Origin of the sequence: Halorussus amylolyticus (assembly GCF_004143485.2) — an archaeon.
GTDB classification, from domain to species: domain Archaea; phylum Halobacteriota; class Halobacteria; order Halobacteriales; family Haladaptataceae; genus Halorussus; species Halorussus amylolyticus.
In genome coordinates this window covers 1-16,223 of record NZ_RXOB02000022.1, presented here as the reverse complement: position 1 = coordinate 16,223, position 16,223 = coordinate 1, and the positions used below count along the sequence as shown (strand labels likewise).

The window sequence follows — 16,223 nt, the reverse complement described above, 5'->3', positions numbered from 1 at the left end:
AGTTCGAACACTCCGACGGCCGCGAGATGAAGACGACGCCACAGCCGTCGCACTCGAACAGGTCCGGACCTGCGTCTCGGTCGGTAGCCCCCTCGTCGGGACCGGAAGCCGACGACCCGAACAGGCGCTTGACGCGGGCGACGACTGCGAGCAGCGTTCGTTTCAACGTGTTTCGATGTTCACCGTAGATACAAAATCTTTGTTGCCAATCGGGTCGCGGGAGCGCGACGAACGACTCCTGAACGATGCTAAACGGGTCGTACACCGACTGGTGGCACTGGCAGTAGATTCTGTCGGCACCTCCGAACTGCGCGCTGTCGGCGTACGCCTTGAACGCGGGCACGCAACAGAAGTGCGTGCACTTGTTGAGGTTCGCGATGAACCCCTGTTGGGTGCTGGCCGATAGCCACTCGTCGTTCCGCGCCATCTGCTCGACCCGAGGCGAACGGATGATTTGGACCGGGAGCGTCCCGCTCGCGGGCACGTCTTGGGACCGCCACGTCGCCATCGCTGGCTTGCCGACGCCGCTGTCGCCGATTTCGTTGCCCCACGATTCGTAGTCGGCGAAGTCGTCTACGTGGACTTGGTCGCCGCCCTCTACCTCCTCCTGTTGCCACTCGTAGGGCGGCGATTCGGTGTATCTGAAGTAGTTGTCCTGGTCGGCGTCAGGTTCGACTCCGGGGTACGTCTGGACGCCGCAGTACTGGAACCACTCGCTCGTGTAGGTGATGCCGCCGAGTTGGGTCTCGGCGAGCGTGACCTCCTGGCCCTGAACCATCTCGGTGCTGGCCTCGGGCCAGAGACCCTGCAGGTACCCCTCGTCGTCTATCTGAATCGGCACCTGTGGCATCGACCGCGGTGCGGGACCGTCGGTGTTCTCGACGCCGAAGTACTGGATGATGCCGCCGCCCGCGCCAGATGGCTCGGTCGCGGAGTTGATGGTGGCGGCGCTCGCGGTGCCGATACCCGCGAGTGCGGCGCTCCCGACGACTCCCTTTACGAATTGTCGGCGACCCGACTCCGGCGGGTACTTGTCGTCCTCAGCCGCCACGGTCGTTCCCCCCGTTGTGTGTGGTAGTCACTCCCATTTTTCTCCCCCAGAGGTGGAACGGGTTCCGAGCTAAAAGGAGTTCGGGGCGACCGAACGCGACGGTTCCGAGACACGTCAGTCGGACTCTAACGGGGTGCGGTCGAGACCGATTGCGTCGTAGTCCTGCTCGCTGGAGAGAACGCGTCCCTCGCCCGTGGTGACGACCCCGGCGTGGAGCGCATCGAACGGCGTCATATCGTACTCGTCGAGGAAGGCCGCGGCCGCGAGAACCGCGTCTTCGTGTTCGTTCGGCACGATGGGAACGAGTTCGAGTAGATTAGAGATGGCTCGCGGCGGGTCGACTTCGTACTCCGCGTTCTCGCGGTCGTAGAACAACACCAGAACCTCGGCGTAGGCGAGAATCGACGTGTGAATGTCGTCGCGTTCTTCGAGCGAACGAACCGCGGACTCGCGGAGCCAGTCGTCGTCTTTCACCAGCGCGGTGAGAAAGTCCGTTTCGACGTGCACGGTCACTCTCCGCGCTCCTGCGAGCGATTCTCGGCTTCGTCTCGAATCTCTCGTGAGAGCGCTTCGCGCGCTCGGCGTTTCATTTCGTCACCGTCTGCGTCCTCGAACGCGTCGCCCACGGCGGCCCGAAGTCCGTCCAGTGGGTCCTCATCGACAGGAAACAGCGCGACGTGACTCGGGAGTTCGACGATTCGATACCGGTCGCCGAATCGCTCTCGGACGTTCTTCGGGAGGTAGATTCGGCCCCGTTCGTCCGTCGATTTCGACATGACACGAACCGATTCGGCGGGAACACTCTAAAATCTTCCCGTAAATTCGGATTTTTTCACGCGGTCGGTTACGACGTTCCGTCCGAGTTACGCGGGGCTTCGCCCAAAGAACGCCACCCCACTCTGCGCGTCTTTTCGTCGCCCTACTCGGCTTCAGGCGGCCCATAACAAAACCCCGACGCGGGGACGTTTCGTGGTAGCTACGCGTCCGACTCGGACGCCCTGATTACATATGGATTCGGACACGCACGTCTCCCGGAGTCGGGAGAAAGGCGCACTTCTCGTCGGTTTCGTGTCGCTCGCTGCGGCGGTACTGGTCGCTCGCGGGTCGCCGCCGGAGGCGTACGAACTCTCAATCTACGCCGGGACGCCGCTCGGCTTCTGGGTCGGGACCGGGGTCGCCCTCGCGGTCGCCGTATTCGTCGGTCTCGGGTCTCGCGGCGGGGTTCGCCGACTCGCGCTCGTCCTCGGCGGGACGGCCACGCTCGCCATCGCTTCGTTGCCGGTCGTCCGGTCGTACTACTTCTACGGCGCTGGCGACTCGCTGACCCACCTCGGGTGGGCGAAGGACATCGCGGCGGGCAGGCTCTCGATACTGGAGTTCCTCTACCCCGGCACGCACACGATTGCGGTGTTTCTCGCCGACGTGACCGGGATGCCCCTGACCCGCGCGCTCTTGGTGATGGTGATGGCGTTCACCGCGGTGTTCCTGCTGTTCGTCCCGCTCGCGACGTGGGCGCTCACGCGCGACCGTCGCGCGAGCGCGGTCGCGGCGCTGTCGGCGTTCCTCCTCCTGCCGATAAACAACATCAGCGTGTTCGAGATGGCGCATCCGACCTCTCAGGCCATCCTGTTCTTCCCGCTGGTGCTGTACCTGCTGGCGCGGTACGTGACCGGGACCGACCGCGGGAGCCTGCTCGTGGGAACGCCGACCGGGGCGCTCCTCGCGCTCGCGTCGGTCGCAATCGTGTTAGTCCACCCACAACAGGCCGCCAACGCCCTCGTCGTGTTCGGGTCGGTGCTGGCGCTTCAGCTTCTCGCGCGGTGGGTCGGCGGTACGGCCGCCGACCACAGCCTCGTCGCGTTCCAGACCGCCGTCATCGGGGGCGCGTTCCTGCTGTGGGCACCCCGCCACGAGCGGGCCTCCGGGGCGACGACCGCGCTGGTCGAGATGGTCCAAGGCGGGGCCGACATCGGGAGCGACGTGGGGGCCCAAGCGGTCTCGCTGTCCACCATCGGTGGGAGCGTCGGAATCATCTTCCTGAAGCTGTTCCTCGTGAGCACGGTGTTCGCGGGACTCACCGCGCTGGTCGTCCTGGCGGGGTTCCGCGGGACGGTCGAAGACCCCGACCAGCGCGCGTTCGTCCGGTACTTCGGGTTCGGACTGATACCCCTGCTCGGCCTGTTCGGGGCGTTCCTGTTCGTGAGCTACGCCGGACTCCACTTCCGACAGCTCGGGTTCGTGATGGTGCTGGGGACCGTCCTCGGCGCGGTCGCGCTGACTCGCGGTCTCGATACGCTGGCGGGTCGGTTCTCGCCGACGACCGCCAAGGCGGTCGTCGGGGTCGCGTTCGTCGTCATGCTCGCGCTCTCGGTGCCGACGGTGTACGCCTCGCCGTACATGTATCAGGGGTCGAGCCACGTCACCGAGGCCCAGACGACCGGCTACGCCAACGCCTTCGAATACGCCGGAGACGCGCCGTTCCTCGGGGTTCGCGGGACGGGCGAGCGGTTCGCCGACGCGACGATGGGCTACGAGGAGAGCAGGGCGAGTGCACCGACCTCGGGGAGCCTCTACGCCAACACGAACGCGACCGGCGAGAACTTCACCGGGGCGTACCTCGCGGACAATCTACCGGGCAGATACCTCACGGTCACCGACGCGACCCGCCAGCAGGACGTCGAGGTGTATCGCGGACTGCGATTCCCCGAGCGCGGATTCGAGTCGCTGGACTCGACGCCCGGCCTGAACCGGGTCCACGCGAACCGGGACGTCCAGACGTACCTCGTGAACGGGACCGCCTGAGATGGACCTGAAACGAGTCTCTCGCGGCCTCAAAGCGACGTTCGGCGCGCGAATCATCTACATGGGAGCGAGCGGTCTGCTCACGCTCGTTCTCACCCGATTCCTGCTCACGAGCGAGGAGTTCGGGCTGGTCGGCGGCGCGGTCGCGGTCCTCGGGGTCGCCCAACTGTTCGCCGACCTCGGCATCGGTAAGTCGGCCGCCCGGTACGTGACCGAGTACCGCGAGAAGGACCCCGGACAGCTTCCCCACATCCTCCGGGCCGCGTTCGCCTACCGGCTCGCGGCAGCGGGACTCGTGGCTGGCGCGTTCGCGCTGTTCGGCGACCGAATCGCGGCGCTGGTCGGCCAGCCCGAAATCGGCCCCTTGCTCGCGGTCGGGGCGGGCTACATCGTGGTCCACTCGCTGTTCACCTTCTCGCAGGTGGTGTTTCAGGGCTACAACCGAGTGACCAACAGCGCGACGATTCAGGCGACCGGCGCGGCCGCTCGACTCGGTCTCACGGTGGCGTTCGTCGCGGTCGTCGGCGGCGCGGTCGGCGCGATGATAGGCTACGTCGCGGGCTACGCCCTCGGGGCGGCGCTCGGACTCGGCCTGCTGTACGTCAAGTGCTACCGTGACACTGACCCCGCCGACGAACCCGAACCCGGCCTCTCCCGGCGCGTCCTCGAGTACAGCGTTCCCCTCACCGCGACTCGGGGCGCGAACGTCCTCGACAAGCGCGTGGACACGATTCTGGTCGGCTACTTCATGACGCCGGTCGCGGTCGGTCACTACTACCTCGCGAAGCAAATCGTGGACTTCGTCCAGACCCCGGCCGCCTCGCTCGGATTCACGCTCTCGCCGACCTACGGCGAGGAGAAGGCCGCGGGCGAGACCGAGCGCGCGGCCCGCATCTACGAGACCGCGCTCGAACACACCCTCCTGCTGTACGTGCCCGCCGCCGCCGGGATGGTGCTGGTCGCCGACCCCGCTGTCCGACTCGTGTTCGGGCAGGGGTACGCGGGTGCCGCGCCCGCCCTGCAGGTGTTCTCGGCCTACGTCGTCCTGCAGGCGGTGTCGTTCATCACGAGCGACGCGCTCGACTTCCTCGGCCGGGCGCGCTCGCGGGCCTACGCGAAGGCGGCCACCTCGGTCGCAAACTTCCTGTTGAATCTGGTCCTCATCCCGGCGTTCGGCGTGGTGGGCGCGGCGGCCGCGACCGTGGTCACGTTCGCGGGCTACACCGGCGTGAACGTCTGGGTCATCCACAGCGAACTCTCGCTGTCGCTCGGCCGACTCGTCCGCCATCTCGTCGCGACGGTCGGAATCACGGCCGGGATGTCGGTCGCGGTGTACGCCGCGCTGACCGCCACCACCGGGGCGGTGGCGGTCGCGACCGCCATCCCGCTCGGAATCGCGGTGTGGGCCGGGCTCTCGGTCGCGAGCGGCCTGCTCGACCCCCGGCGGGTCTCCGCGATTCTCTCCTGACCGTCGGCGTCTCGGATTCGAACCGGATTCCCAATCGCGGCGCGTCGGCGCGCCGACGCGCCGCGATTGGGTCGGGTGAAGTGTCCCAAACGAGCGACCCGCGCGCCGGATTCGACTCCGGACGAAAGGGCCGCCTACGACCCGGACAGACCGAGCGTAACGCGGTTCGCACGGCGAGAGCGACGACGCAGACGGGCCATAACAAAGGCCGTCCCGGCCCTCGGATTCTGCGAGTCGGGCGATTCGCCCGTAGTACATACATGTCGATGACATCTTCAGACCCGAATCGAGCGTTCGTTCTCGGACTCGACGGGGTACCGTGGCCGTTGGTCGAGGAGTGGGTCGCCGACGGAGAACTGCCCAACTTCGGCCGCCTCGTCGAGGAGGGCGCGTCGGGACCGCTCGAAAGCACGATGCCGCCCACCACCGCGCTCGCGTGGCCCACCATCGCCACCGGGACGTGGGCCGACAAGCACGGCGTCTACTCGTTCCGGGGAGTCCAGTCTGACTACACGAATCGGATGAACACGAGCAACGACGTGTCTCAGCCCGAACTCTGGGACATCCTCGGTCCCTCGGTGGTCGCCAACGTCCCGATGACCTACCCCGCCGACGAGATAGACGGCACGCTCGTCACCGGGATGATGACCCCCGAAATCGGCGAGGGGTTCACCCACCCGCCCGAACTCCGCGAGGAAATCGAGAGTGAAATTCCCGATTACCAAATCGGGCTGTCGTGGGAGGAGTACCGCGAGAACCGCGAGGGGTTCCTCGACGAGCTCGACGACCTGCTCGACGCCCGGAAACAGCTTCTCCACCGCCTGATGGACGAGGACGACTGGCGACTCTTTTTCTTCGTGTTCACCGCGCCCGACCGACTCCAGCACCTCATCTGGGACGAGGACGTGCTGCTCGACCACTACCGCGAACTCGACGACGCGCTCGGCGACGTGCTGGCGTACGTCGAAGACCACGGCGCGAATCTGTTCGTCGTCTCGGACCACGGCTTCGGCCCGGTCGAGACGTACGTCCACACCAACACCTTCCTCGAACGCGAGGGCTTTCTCACCCGGAAAGGCGGGTCGGGTCGGGGCACCCTCGAAAAACTGGGTCTCACCAAAGACCGGATTCGTGGAGCCATCGCGTCGATGGGGATCGACGAGAAGGCGCTCTACGACCACTTGCCCGACGAACTCGTGGAGTCGCTCGCCTCGCAGGTGCCCGGCACCCACGAACTCTACGACGTGAAGTTCTCCGAGACGGTGGCGTTCACCCACGGCGCGGGGAATCTGTTCGTCAACGACACCGAGCGGTTCGAGGCGGGAGTGGTCGCGCCCGACGAGATTCCGGCGGTCAAGGCCGAGATTCGGTCCCGACTCGAAGGTCTGACCGACCCCCAGACCGGCGACCCGGTGTTGAACGTCTCCGACGGCGACGAGGTGTTCGAGACCGACCCCGAGGGTCCGGACCTCGTGATTCGGGCCGACGAGGAGGCGGGGTATCTGTCCGGGAACTCGCTCACCGACTCGGTGTTCAGGGAGAGTCAGATGGCCGCGAGCCACCGCAAGTACGGCGTGTTCTTCGCGTGGGGACCGTCCATCGAAGCCGCGAGCACGCCCGACGAGGCCACGGTCGCAGACGTGGCCCCGACCCTCCTCCATAGCGTCGGCGAGGCGGTCCCGGAGAACGCCGACGGGCGGGTCCTCTCGGAGGTGTTCGCGCCCGACTCGGCGGCTGCGAACCGCCGAGTCGAGTCTCGGGCCTACGGCGAGTCGGGACCCGACGACGCGGTCGAAGCCGACTTCGACGACGTGGAGTCGCGCCTGCAGGGACTGGGGTACATGGAGTAATCGGGACCGATGGAGGAAACACCGATTTCCGGCCGGAGCGTGGTGATTACGGGCGGCGCGGGCTTCATCGGGAGCCACATCGCAGAGGCGCTGGCGGCCGACAACGACGTTCGGATACTCGACGACCTCTCGGGCGGGTCGCGCGAGCACGTCCCTGCGGGCGCGGAACTGATAACGGGCGACGTGCGCGACCCCGAACTCCTCGCCGATGCGATGGACGGCGCTGACCTCGTGTTTCACGAGGCCGCGCTGGTCAGCGTCGAGGAGTCGGTGGCGAATCCGCGAACGAGCCACCGAATCAACGCCGACGCGACCGTCGGCCTGCTGGAACAGGCCCGCGAGGAGGACGCTCGCGTGGTCCTGGCGTCGTCGGCCGCGATTTACGGCCACCCCGAGACGGTGCCGGTCCGCGAGGGCGACCCGAAGGACCCGACCTCGCCGTACGGCATCGACAAACTCGCGCTCGACCACTACGCCCGGCGGTATCACGACCTCTACGGTCTCGAAACCGTGCCGCTCCGGTACTTCAACGTCTACGGCCCGCGCCAGAACACCGAGTACAGCGCGGTCGTGAGCGCGTTCTTCCGGCAGGCCCGCGAGGGCGGCCCCATTACGGTCGAAGGCGACGGCGAGCAGACTCGCGACTTCGTCCACGTCTCGGACGTGGTCCGAGCGAACCTGCTCGCGGCGACGACCGACCGCGTGGGCGAGGCGTTCAACGTCGGAACCGGCGCGAGTGTGACCGTCAACGAACTCGCCGAGACGGTCGTGGACGTAACCGGAACCGACGCCGACATCGAACACGTCGAGGCTCGACCCGGCGACATCCGCCACAGCGAGGCGAGCGTCTCGAAAGCGCGGGAGGTGCTGGGGTACGAGCCGCGGGTGTCGCTGGAAGAAGGGCTTCGGAAGTTAGCCGAGACGAAGGGACGCAGGTAGCCTGCAACGATTTCCGGCGGCGTCTCGAACGGCGTCCCGACGCAGTTGGAAACCGAATTTTTAGCGTTCGAATAAACTCCTAAAGACGTTGTATTCTATTTATTAGCCGATAGACAAACACTTACATAGTACTAAATTGAATATGTATTCTGTAATGCCAAAACATAGCAGGCGGACGTTCCTCAAAGCAGCGGGCAGCGCAGTCGGTACCGCGGCGTTAGTCAGCGGACAGGTCGGTGCGAGCGGCGGAAAGAACACGCGATTTCTCGTAGACCTGACCGAGGTCTCGAAGAGCGAGGTCCCCGACGACGTGGAAATCGTCCACGATATCTCGGAAATCGACCTGCTCGCGGCGCGCGGCGACCCGGACGCGGTTCCGGGCGCGGCCTCGACGACGCCCGACATCGCGGTCTACCAACACGACGAAACACCCCGCGGCGGACCGGTCAAAGAGCAGAACGCGAGCGGCGAGGGGAGCAAGGGTCCGGCGTGGGACAGCGGCGAACCGCTCAACACCGAACTCCAATGGGACAAGCGCGCCCAGCGCGTCGGCGACCTGAGCGAGCGTCCGGACAACCGCCGGACGGTCCAAGACACCACGAAGGGCGAGGGAAGCCGAGTCGCGGTCATCGACTCCGGCGTGTACGACGGCCACCCCGACCTCGCAGACGTCGTCAACGCCGACCTCTCGGCAAACTTCACGACCGACCCCTACGACTTCCGGCCGAACGGCGCGGGCGACCACGGCACTCACGTCGCCGGTACGGTTGCGGCGACGAACGCCGACGACGACGGCGTCCTCGGCACCGCGCCCGAAACCGAAGTCGTCGCCCACCGGGTGTTCTCCGGCGTGGAAGGCGTGAGCGGTGACGTACTCGCGGCCATCGTGGACGCCGCGAACAAGGGGTGTGACGCCGCGAACCTCAGTCTCGGCTACCCGCCGCTCGACCCCGCAGACCCCGGCGTCATCGCCATCAAGGAGTCGTACGAGGCCGCGACCGCCTACGCCCGGTCGCAGGGAATGGTCGTCGTCAACTCGGCTGGCAACGCCGGGGTGGACATGACCCCGGAGGACGTGCTCAGCCTTCCGACAGAGGTCGAAGGCGTCTTCGGCGTCTCTGCGACCGGCCCCATCGGCTTCCTCTGGGACGACGAGCAGGAGAACCGCGAAGACAAGGCGCTCAAAAAGCTCGAAGAGCCGACGGCCCACCCCGCGAACTACACCAACTACGGCACGGGCGTGGACGTGAGCGCGGCGGGCGGCAACTACGACCCCGACGCGGTGGACGAAGTCGATGGCTGGTATTACGACCTCGTGCTCTCGACGGTCATCGAGGAAGCGGACGGCGAGGTCGAACCGGGGTACGGCTGGAAGGCCGGAACGAGCATGGCGGCCCCGCAGGTGACGGGCGCGGTGGCGCTCGTCCGGTCGCTCCGGCCCGACGCGAGCGTCGAGGAGGTCGAGTCGCTGATTCAGGAGACCGCACAGGACGCCCCCGGCGGCGAACTCTACCACGGCGCGGGCCACCTCGACCTCCGCCGACTGGTGAAGCGCGCTCGATAACGTCGGGCGCTTCGTTCTTGAGCCGCTATTTTTGCTCGTAGACCGTCTTGACTTCGGTTTCGTGAATTGTCACCGACCACGGGACGCGCCGCGTCTGCGCTCGGTCGCGTCTGCGGTGCGGGCGACCGAGCGCAGACGCCCGCGGGGAGGAACGGGGCGCGGTGCGGTGCGGTGCGGTGCGGTGCGGTGCGGTTCTCATAGGCACCGGGAGTAGGTAGCTTCGAAGTTAGAACCCAGTCGCTTCGTCGTTAGAACCCAGTCGCTTCAACGCTACGAGGAGTGCGGCAAATTCCCGGTCACAAACGCAGGCCCGAATCAATGCCGAGAGGTCTAGAAGCGACAAACCACATTCCCCAACGTGGTCACTTGTCGTTGATGGACTCGCTGGCGATGTTGCGCCCGCGAGTCTTCAAACTCACTTCGCGCCGCTTTCGGACCTCCTCCAGCACGTCGAGTTCGATGAGGCGGTCGAAGATGCTCTCGACTTCGTCTACGTCCATCCCGAGAAAGTCCGGGATTTCGAAGGGCGAGACGCCCGAGTAGAGCGCCATCAGCACCTCCTTCTCGATTTCGTTGAGTTCGACCCCGCCCTTGCTCTTTCGCTCGCCCTTCCGGAGGAGCGACTCCAAGAGCGAACACCGCCGGGTCTGGCCCGAGATGTACGTCTGGACGCTGGTCTCGCCCTGCGTGTGCTCGACTTCGAGGACGGTTCGCTGCTCGCCCTGCACGGTTCGAGTCGCCCGGTTCACCGACCCGATGTCGTCGAGTTCGATGCCGACGAACGTGCCCGACGCGATAGCGACGTTGACCGCCTCCTCGGAAATCTTGATGCGGGCTTTCTCCCAGTCGGTGTCCTGCACCACGCCCCCCTCGACCGCGGGGTGCTTGGTCAGAATCATCTTCTGGTCTAAGAGCGCGCCGTACACGTCGGTCTCGAACTCCTCGATGTCGATGTTCGTCGCCAGCAGCACGACGTTGTTGTCGAACTCGATGCTGAGGTAGTCCGAGACGCTCGCGACCGCCTGGTTCACGTCGTAGCGCCCCTTCAGGCCGTCGAGGCTCGACAGTGGGATGTTCCGCTTGCCGCTGTTTCCCGCCAGCACCAGTCGCTTGTTCGACAGCAGAATGCGGCCGCTGGTCCAGTCGGGGTCGTTCAGCTTCCGGCCCTTTTTTACGACCTGCAGGAACCGACCCTGCGTGTCCGTGATTTTGTACTCGCCTTCACTCATGCGTGATATCTGGCTCTCCGCAGCGCGTTCCCCTCGGGGACGTCACCGCCGGGACTCGTCTCGGGGCACTCGAAGTTCGATAGAGCGGTCATGGAACCGGCGACGTTCAGGTCTCGTCTCGCATCTCGTCCACGCGGCCCGACAGTTCGTGGATAGCTTCGGTCTGCTTCTGCGTCGCGGAGACGATTTCGTCGGTCGCCGATTCGACCGCCCGCGTCTGGTCGCGCACGTCCTCGACGGTCGCCATCACCTCCTCGACGTTCGTGGCCTGCTCGTCGTTGGCCTCCGCGACCTCGGTGACGCCGGTCGCGGCCTCCTCGACCGCGTCGGCGATTTCTTCGAGCGCGACGAGCGCGTCCTCGATTTCGTCACCCGCGTACTTGACTTGGTCGTTCGACTCCTCGACCGCCACGACGGTCTCGTTGGCCTGCGACTGTATCTCCTCGATGCGACTCGCGATTTCCTCGGTGTGCTCGCGGGTCTCGTTCGCTAACTGCTTGACCTCGTCGGCGACGACTTCGAACCCGCTTCCGGCCTCTCCGGCGCGGGCGGCCTCGATGTTGGCGTTGAGCGCGAGCAAGTTCGTCTGGTCGGCGACCTCCGCGATGACCTCGACCACGTCCTCGATTTCGTTCATCTGGGATTCGAGTTCGGTGACGGTCCCCACGAGGTCCTCGCTCATCTCGATGACGTCGTCTGTCGCCTCGCGAGCGCCCTGACTCGACTCCAGTCCGCTGTCGGCCGACGCTTTCGCCTGCTCGGCCGCCGACGCCACCTGGTCGGAGCTCGCTGCAACCTCCTGCATACTCGCCGAGAAATTCTCCATCTGCGTGGCGACCGCCGAGAGCTGGTCGGTCTGCTCCTCGACGCGCTCGTCGATAACGCGGGCCGACTCGGCCGCGCTCTCGACCTCGGATTCGAGCTCGTCGGCCTTCTGGCCGACGCGCTCGGACAGGGTCTCGAACTGGCTCGCCATCGCGTTGACCTGGTCTACGACCTCGACCAGCGAGTCGTCCACCACGTCGTGTTCGTCCTCGAACGTCGCTCGCGCCGAGAGGTCGCCCATCTCCATCGCGGTCAGGGTGCCGATTAGCTCCTCGACAAGCGAGGTCACGCCCTCCTGTCTGTGCACGTCTTCGGTCCGGTCCCGCACCGTCTCGACTACCGCGATGAGTTCGCCGCCCTCGTACAGCGGCATCGCCGAGAACTCGATTTTGCGCTCCTCGCCGTCGCTCGCGATCATCGTACTCTCGTCGGTGTACAGCGTCCGCTCGGTGTCGGCCCGGCCCACGTCGTACTCGACGTCGGCGGATTCGGGTGCGGCCGCCACCTTGTCCGCGAGCGTCTCGACCCGCCGACCGTCGGGATAGAACGACTCGCTGACGTTCGCAGTTCCGAGCGCCTCTTCGGACGGAACCCCGGTCAGGTCTTCGAGCGCGCTGTTCCACGCTGCGACCTCCTCGCGCTGAGTGTCGAGCATGAACACCGGCACGCCGATGCCATCGAGGAGGTCGTCGTCGTCGACGTTGAGTTCCTCTTCGTCGTCGCCGTCACCGGTCGGAACGCCGTAGGCGTCGAGTCCGGTTCGCATATCGGCGAACGTCGCGGAGATATCCGACTGAAGTTCCTCCTCCGCACGCTGAAGCTCCGCGGCGACCGCTTCGTTGCCCGCACCAAGTCGGTGTTCGAGTCGCTCGAACGCCGATTCCACCAGCGCCTCGACCCCCGCACCGTACGTGGCCGCGAACGCCGCGGGCGGTACGTCGCCGTCGGCGTGGCGTCGGCCGAGGTCGGCGGCGTCGTCCGTGACGCCTTCGGGGTCGTCGAGCATCTGCCCGAGATGGACAGCCTGTGACTGACGGATGTCGTCGCTCACACTCGTCTCTCGATACGCGTCCGCGAGGTCCGCCCGGGTGACCGTTTCGCCAGCCGACACGGAGACGCCGTCGGTCTGGGTACCCCCATCGAACGTCACGTTCCGCTGTCGTTCGGTGGGATTGGTGTCCCGTCGGACGCTCGTTAAAATTTTCGCGAGCCTGGCCCTGACCATCTTTGGCGGAAAGAGACACTAACTGGATATAAAGCTTTACGCAAATTTCACGCGCGATAACTTCGGCTACACCCGCCCGCCGAGCTTCGAAAGCGCCGAAAACGCGCGTTTTCGAACCTCCTCGTCGTCGGTCCGGTCGATGAGACCGTCGAGTCGGTCGCGGGCGCGCTCGCCGCCGACCTTACCCAAGGTGAACGCCGCCTTCGCTCTGGCGTCGGAATCGGCTTCGGGGTCGTCGAGCACGTCGAGTAAGGCGTCCTCCGCGATTTCGCCGCCTACGTTGGCGATGCTCGTCGCCGCGAACTGCGAGGTCATTCCGTCCTTGTCGTCGAGGACCGCGACCAGCGCCTCGACCGCCGCCTCGCGGTTCTCGTCGCTCGTGACCCGACCGAGGAGCCACGCCGCGTTTCGGCGCTGATGGGCCTGCGTTCCCTGTTCGAGGATGTCCACGAGCGAATCGACCACGCTCCGATGGTCGTTCGCGCTCAGCTTCTCGACCATCGTCTGGCGGAGCTGGTGGCTCTGCTGGCCCGGCGCGTTCGAGAGAATTTCGATGAGCGAGAACACCGCGGCTCGCCGAACCGCTTCGATGTCGTCGTCGAGGAGCGAGATGAGCGGGTCGAGCGGTTTCGCGCTCCCGAAGTTGCCGAGCGAGTCGGCGGCGATGCGCCGAATCGTCTCGCTCTCGTCGTCCAGCAAGCCGACGAGCGCGTCGAGCGCCTCCTCGCCGCCGATGCGTCCGAGCGAATCCGCGGTCTCGCGCCGAACCTCGACGTGGTCGTCGTCGAGCCGCCGTGTGAGCGCCGACACTGCTCGCGGGTCGCCGATGCGTCCGAGCGCTCGGGCCGCCCGGGCGCGAACCCGCGGGTCGGGGTCGCCGAGTCGCTTGACCAACGCCTTCGTCCCCGCGCGATTTCCGAGGCGGCCCAGGGCGTTGGCCGACGCCATCCGCAACTCCGGCTGGTCGGCCGTCAGCGACCCGACCAGCGCCTCCGCGCGCGCCCAGTCGGCACCCTCCTCGGACACTTCCTCGCCCGAGAGCGCCGCGATGAGCTTCTCGACCGCGTGTCGCTGGTCGAGCGCGTCGATTGCCGCCGCGCGGACGCCCGCGCTGTCGTCGCCCTGGGCGGCCGTCACCAGCGCGTTATCGACGACGTCTCGACGGCCTTCCGCGTCGCCGAGTATCTCGGCCGCGCGTCGGCGGACCGCTTCGCTGTTGCTGTTCGCCAACAGCGAGGTGAGTTGGTCGACGTCCCCCGACTTCTCCAGTTCGAACAGCGAGGTCACGACTGTCCAATCGAATCGACGCGAGAAAAAACGTGGTGGTACTCGGTCGAAATCGGGCGAGTCCCGATTAGACTGTAACTGCGCTCTCCTGGGAGAGCGACTGCGGGACGTTCGCGCGGTAGATGGTGACCGCACCGTACTGGGTGGTGAGTTTCAGCTCCACCGTCTGGCCTTCGCCGAGACGCTCACCGCCGATGGCGGTGGCGTTCATCGAGATGCGGAAGCGGTCGTCCTGGCTGTTGAGCACCGGTGCGGAGTCGTCGGTGTCCTTGATTTCCGAGACGTTGAATTTGTCGATGTCGCCCTCATCACCGTCTCCGGGCTTTTCGACCGAATCCTCGAGGTCACCCGCCGTCAGGGTCTTGGCCTCGTTCGGACCGATCCACTCGATGGTGGAGGTCGAGAGGTTGATGTCGTCGCCGCCCGACCCGCGCATCACCGTCAGGTTCACGTAATCGACCTTCTCGTCGTTGGCGACGTTACCGAAGCCGCTGACGACCTGCACCCGGTTCGACACTTGGGCACTGCTCTCCTGCCCGGTCTGTTCGGACTTGGTCTGGAGGAACCCAGCGGTGTTGATGAGCACGCCCGCCGCAATCGCGGCGACCAGCACCATCGCGATGAACACGATGAGCGTACCGATACCCACCTGACCTCTGTTATTTAAGCGTTCTTGGATTTTGTCTTTCATGTTCTCACTTCCCGTCCGGCCGTCAATCCGTCATTGACTGCGGACTCTATTCGGAACGAAACGAACCTACCTAATAAATCTAAGGTACCGATTATCAGACGTGATATTATTCGAAACGAGCGTGAGAACGGGTCAATCCGCCGATCAGGACGATATGGTCGCGACACCTGTCGATTCGATATCAGTTGCCGCTACCGGTCGCCCGTGATACTGTAGATGACGAACAGATAGCCGACCGTGGTGATGAGATAGTTGACCGACAACAGCATCTGCGTGTTCTGAAACTCCGTGGCGAAGGCGCTGACCGTCGTGGTGACGGCGGCCGCGACGATGAGCGCGAAGCCGACCGAGAGATGAAACATCGCTCGCCTGGACGTACGGTTGTACGCCCGTATCGCGAGTCCGACCATCGACAGACCGGCGATTGCGAGGGTAAGGCTGAAGACGACGTACAGCAGTTCTATCGTTTCCATGGTTTCGTGTTCAGTGGCGAACGTTCGACGGTCACTCTCCCTTGAGGTCGCGCCACACGTCCGCGAGCGAGTTGTCCACGTCGGGGCGGTCGTCGAGGTCCACGTCGATGGTGGTCTCCTCGAACGACACTTCGAGCGCCTCGACGTTTCGGCGGTACACCTTGGTTCGGCGACCTTCTTCGGAGAACTCCCGACCCGACAGTTCGAGGAGTTCGGCCTCGGTGAGTTCCTCGATGCGACGGTAGCTCGTCGCGATGGGGATTTCGAGCTCGTCGCTCAGCTCCTGGGCCGATTTCGGGTCGCTCGTAGCCCGGAGTATCTCGGCGTTGTACTTGTTGCCGAGCACCCGGAGGAGCTCCACGGACTCCATCAGTTATCGCGTTTGATAACGGGACGTTAAAAAGATACCGTAGGAGACCAGTCAGCCGACACGGACTGGTCGGCGTCGGAACAGATAAGTGACCGCCGCGGGAGGTTCTACCCATGTCGAAGACAGTTGGCGACGTGCAAGTCCTCGAATTTCGGCTCGAGGACCGAAAATACTGCATCGACATCGCACACGTCGATGAAATCGTGGACAAGGGCGAACTGACACCGCTCCCGAACGCCGAGCCTCGTGTCGAAGGCGTGATGGACCTTCGCGGCGCGACGACCACTATCATCAACCCGAAGAAGGTACTCGATTTGGACGAAACGGAGACCGGCGACCGGGTGGTCGTCCTCGAAACCGACGGCGACGGAACCGTGGGATGGCTCATCGATGCGGTGGACGAAGTAATCAGCCTCCACGACGAGACGGTAGACGAGAGCGTCGAGAGC

At 65.4% G+C, this 16,223-nt stretch carries 14 protein-coding genes and 1 pseudogene; 6 read left to right on the top strand and 9 right to left on the bottom strand.

The genetic code is table 11. The features are described 5' to 3' along the window. Nucleotides 1–205 precede the first annotated feature (205 nt). The 3 genes and pseudogenes from EKH81_RS16245 to EKH81_RS16235 form a co-directional block, all read right to left on the bottom strand. Nucleotides 206–1,051 (bottom strand): annotated as a pseudogene (locus EKH81_RS16245) (ubiquinol-cytochrome c reductase iron-sulfur subunit); the annotation flags it as partial. 114 nt (nucleotides 1,052–1,165) lie between these two features. Next, nucleotides 1,166–1,558: a PIN domain-containing protein gene (locus EKH81_RS16240; protein ID WP_132060358.1), complete on the bottom strand. Its 393-nt coding sequence runs from the start codon at nucleotides 1,556–1,558 to the stop codon at nucleotides 1,166–1,168. A 2-nt stretch (nucleotides 1,559–1,560) separates the two neighbouring features. Beyond that, nucleotides 1,561–1,827, bottom strand: coding sequence for an AbrB/MazE/SpoVT family DNA-binding domain-containing protein (locus EKH81_RS16235; protein WP_132060356.1), 267 nt, complete (start codon nucleotides 1,825–1,827; stop codon nucleotides 1,561–1,563). 232 nt (nucleotides 1,828–2,059) lie between these two features. Between EKH81_RS16235 and EKH81_RS16230 the strand changes: the two genes are divergently transcribed. The 5 genes from EKH81_RS16230 (at nucleotide 2,060) to EKH81_RS16210 (ending at nucleotide 9,674) form a co-directional block, all read left to right on the top strand. After that, entirely contained in the window at nucleotides 2,060–3,853 is a 1,794-nt protein-coding gene (locus EKH81_RS16230; RefSeq protein WP_132060354.1) for a glycosyltransferase family protein, read from the top strand. A 1-nt stretch (nucleotide 3,854) separates the two neighbouring features. Further along, nucleotides 3,855–5,321: an oligosaccharide flippase family protein gene (locus EKH81_RS16225; RefSeq protein ID WP_132060352.1), complete on the top strand. Its 1,467-nt coding sequence runs from the start codon at nucleotides 3,855–3,857 to the stop codon at nucleotides 5,319–5,321. 260 nt (nucleotides 5,322–5,581) lie between these two features. Next, the gene (locus EKH81_RS16220; protein ID WP_132060349.1) at nucleotides 5,582–7,171 is read left to right on the top strand and encodes an alkaline phosphatase family protein; all 1,590 of its coding nucleotides are present in this window, start codon (nucleotides 5,582–5,584) and stop codon (nucleotides 7,169–7,171) included. 9 nt (nucleotides 7,172–7,180) lie between these two features. Beyond that, entirely contained in the window at nucleotides 7,181–8,110 is a 930-nt protein-coding gene (locus EKH81_RS16215) for an NAD-dependent epimerase/dehydratase family protein (protein ID WP_132060347.1), read from the top strand. 154 nt (nucleotides 8,111–8,264) lie between these two features. Next, nucleotides 8,265–9,674, top strand: coding sequence for a S8 family peptidase (locus tag EKH81_RS16210; RefSeq protein WP_132060345.1), 1,410 nt, complete (start codon nucleotides 8,265–8,267; stop codon nucleotides 9,672–9,674). Nucleotides 9,675–10,036: 362 nt separating this feature from the next. Here EKH81_RS16210 and EKH81_RS16205 read toward each other — a convergent pair whose 3' ends face one another. The 6 genes from EKH81_RS16205 to EKH81_RS16180 all read right to left on the bottom strand — a co-directional run bounded on the left by EKH81_RS16205 (nucleotide 10,037) and on the right by EKH81_RS16180 (nucleotide 15,774). After that, entirely contained in the window at nucleotides 10,037–10,903 is an 867-nt protein-coding gene (locus EKH81_RS16205; RefSeq protein ID WP_132060343.1) for a CheF family chemotaxis protein, read from the bottom strand. Nucleotides 10,904–11,009: 106 nt separating this feature from the next. Beyond that, nucleotides 11,010–12,953, bottom strand: coding sequence for a methyl-accepting chemotaxis protein (locus tag EKH81_RS16200; RefSeq protein ID WP_238392218.1), 1,944 nt, complete (start codon nucleotides 12,951–12,953; stop codon nucleotides 11,010–11,012). 66 nt (nucleotides 12,954–13,019) lie between these two features. After that, nucleotides 13,020–14,240, bottom strand: coding sequence for a HEAT repeat domain-containing protein (locus EKH81_RS16195; RefSeq protein ID WP_132060341.1), 1,221 nt, complete (start codon nucleotides 14,238–14,240; stop codon nucleotides 13,020–13,022). A 67-nt stretch (nucleotides 14,241–14,307) separates the two neighbouring features. After that, on the bottom strand, nucleotides 14,308–14,931 hold the full coding sequence (locus tag EKH81_RS16190; protein ID WP_162224657.1) for an archaellin/type IV pilin N-terminal domain-containing protein: 624 nt from the start codon (nucleotides 14,929–14,931) through the stop codon (nucleotides 14,308–14,310). A gap of 191 nt (nucleotides 14,932–15,122) precedes the next feature. Continuing rightward, complete coding sequence (locus EKH81_RS16185) at nucleotides 15,123–15,404, bottom strand: DUF7521 family protein (protein ID WP_132059359.1); 282 nt, start codon at nucleotides 15,402–15,404, stop codon at nucleotides 15,123–15,125. A gap of 31 nt (nucleotides 15,405–15,435) precedes the next feature. Further along, nucleotides 15,436–15,774, bottom strand: coding sequence for a helix-turn-helix domain-containing protein (locus EKH81_RS16180; RefSeq protein WP_132059360.1), 339 nt, complete (start codon nucleotides 15,772–15,774; stop codon nucleotides 15,436–15,438). Between the two features lie 113 nt (nucleotides 15,775–15,887). On the opposite strand from EKH81_RS16180, the gene EKH81_RS16175 reads away from it, so the two are divergent. Next, nucleotides 15,888–16,223, top strand: a 336-nt coding sequence (locus EKH81_RS16175) for a chemotaxis protein CheW (RefSeq protein WP_162224656.1), incomplete at its 3' end; no start/stop codon positions are given.